Source organism: Hydrogenivirga sp. (assembly GCF_056450045.1).
Window position 1 is genome coordinate 1 of record NZ_JBWONM010000035.1, and the last position, 2,147, is coordinate 2,147.

The 2,147-nt window shown below is 52.4% G+C and carries 4 protein-coding genes; all 4 read left to right on the plus strand.

Features of this window, described 5'->3' with window-relative positions:
• The first annotated feature begins 71 nt into the window (after positions 1–71).
• Positions 72–530, plus strand: a complete 459-nt coding sequence (gene soxY, locus AC1HCM_RS01255; protein WP_479459961.1) for a thiosulfate oxidation carrier protein SoxY — start codon at positions 72–74, stop codon at positions 528–530.
• A gap of 26 nt (positions 531–556) precedes the next feature.
• Positions 557–889, plus strand: a complete 333-nt coding sequence (soxZ, locus tag AC1HCM_RS01260) for a thiosulfate oxidation carrier complex protein SoxZ (RefSeq protein WP_479459962.1) — start codon at positions 557–559, stop codon at positions 887–889.
• A 15-nt stretch (positions 890–904) separates the two neighbouring features.
• Positions 905–1,732, plus strand: a complete 828-nt coding sequence (soxA, locus tag AC1HCM_RS01265) for a sulfur oxidation c-type cytochrome SoxA (RefSeq protein ID WP_479459963.1) — start codon at positions 905–907, stop codon at positions 1,730–1,732.
• Between the two features lie 13 nt (positions 1,733–1,745).
• A partial coding sequence (locus tag AC1HCM_RS01270) for a sulfur oxidation c-type cytochrome SoxX (protein WP_479459964.1) occupies positions 1,746–2,147 on the plus strand: 402 nt, incomplete at its 3' end.

Genomic DNA, 2,147 nt, shown 5'->3' on the forward strand with positions numbered 1-2,147 from the left:
AGGGAGAGGGATGACTTTCTCAACCTGCTCTTTAAGGCTTGCAAGAAATCAAACCTAAGGAGGTGTTAGAGATGATTACAAGGAGGGACCTTTTCAAGGTCGCAGGAGTGGGAGCGGTGGCACTTACGGTCGCTCCCGGTATGGTCAGGGAGTCCTTCGGGGCACCGAAGAAGATATCCATTGAGGACGCCCTGAAGGAGCATCTGGGCACAGGACTCTCCGGTCTCAAGGAGAGCAATCTCATCCACATCAAGGCACCCACCATAGCGGAGTCCGGAGCAAACGTTCCTGTTCAGGTGAGTGCCAACATACCTGTTGATCAGGTTGAGGCTCTCTACATATTCGCGGATGCAAACTTCAATCCCTGGGTGGCTACCGTTGAGTTCACCCCAATGAACGGCGAGGTCTTCTTCGCCACAAGGATAAAGCTCGCTAAGACATCACCCGTCAGGGCTGTCGTTAAGATGAAGGACGGAAGCCTTCTCGCTGCTGCAAAAGAAGTTAAGGTAACGGTAGGCGGTTGTGGTTAATAAAAAACCTTTAAGGGAGGTAAGAGATGGCAAGAATAGGAAGAGCTATAGTAAGAGTGCCCAGAAGGATAAGTAAGGGGCAGGTCTTCAAGATCCAGATGGTTATAACCCACCCCATGGAGACCGGCTTCAGGAAGGATAAGAAGACCGGTAAGATCATACCCGCCCACTACATAACCAAGGTTGAGTTCCTCTTCAACGGCAAGAAGGTGACCACCCTTCACACGGGAGCCGGCGTGAGTAAGAACCCATACTTCGCCATCAAGATGAAGGCTACCGAGTCCGGTACGCTCACCATCAAGTACGAAGACAACAAGGGAGGCAAGTGGTCTAAAGAGGTCAAGATTAACGTCAGTTAACAAGGAGGGGTTAGCATGAAGAAGAGGGCATTTTTTGTCTCAGCAGCTTTAGCAGGAGGGGCGGTCTTTACGGCAGCTTCTTTGGCTCAGGAACAGCTCCCCACTCACCTTAAGGAGCTTCTTGAGCTGGGTATGCACCCGGGGCACGCCTTCATTGATGAAGGAAGGGAGATGTTCCACAAGCCCGGACCTAACGGGAAGTCCTGCGCTACCTGCCACGGGCAGGACGGAAAGAAGCTTGAGGGAGCCTATGCAAAGATGCCCAGGTACTACAAGGACATAGACAAGGTAGCGGACATAGATACCCGCATACTCGCATGCATGACCAAGTACATGGGCTACAACGCCAAGGACAAGAAGTTCAAAAAGAAGTTCAACAAGTGGAGCGGACCCTACAGGGTTCCCCTTGCAACCTTCGTCGCTTCGCTTTCAAACGGCATGAAGATAAACGTCCAGCTGGACGACCCACAGGAGAAGGAGCTCTATGAATACGGTAAAAAGCTCTGGTACACGAGGGTAGGAGCGAGGGACTTCTCCTGCGGTATATGCCACACAGTCCTGGCTGGAAAGAGGATAAGGCTCCAAGGGCTCCCAGACCCCGTTAAGAACAAGCTCTATACCCACTGGCCCGCCTACAGGTTCGGCTCCGACAGGATGTGGACCATGGAGGACAGGGTCAGAAGCTGCTGGAAGGCTTACCTTCTCTACGTGAAGCAGTGGCACCAGAAGAAGGACTGGGTGAAGAAGCCACCACCCTACTCTAAGTGGGTCATAGCCCTTGAGCTATACATGAAGAAGGCTGCCAACGGTGCAACCATAGAAGTTCCCGGACTCTTAAGGTAAAGGAGGGGAGAAGATGAAGAAGGTATTTATAGCTGGAGCTATGGTAGGACTTGGCCTGCTCGTTGCCTGTCAGCCCGCAGCTCAGCAGGCGGAGGCACCAAAGAAAGCTGAGAAGAAGCTGAGCAAGACGGAGAAGTTCAGGATAGCCCTTTCCAACCAGGACAAGTATCAGAAGGCTTGCTCAAACCCAACCCAGCTCGTTCCTGAGGGTATAGACCCTGAAACCTTCAAGAAGGATATGCTCGCCACAGTGAAGTTCCCCGAAGGTGGTGTTGTAGGAAATAACAGAGCAAGGGGTGAGAAGCTCTTCGGAGACCCCAAGAAGGGCGGAAAGAGCAGAAGGGGTAACTGCTACGCCTGCCACTGCGGAGATCCGAAGATAATAGCCTGTGGTAACATAGGACCTTCACTGAGG

What these genes read in the sequence shown, in the direction of transcription:
- soxY (WP_479459961.1), top strand. Translation starts at nt 72, where the DNA reads ATGATTACAAGGAGGGACCTTTTCAAGGTCGCAGGAGTGGGAGCGGTG.
- soxZ (WP_479459962.1), top strand. Translation starts at nt 557, where the DNA reads ATGGCAAGAATAGGAAGAGCTATAGTAAGAGTGCCCAGAAGGATAAGT.
- soxA (WP_479459963.1), top strand. Translation starts at nt 905, where the DNA reads ATGAAGAAGAGGGCATTTTTTGTCTCAGCAGCTTTAGCAGGAGGGGCG.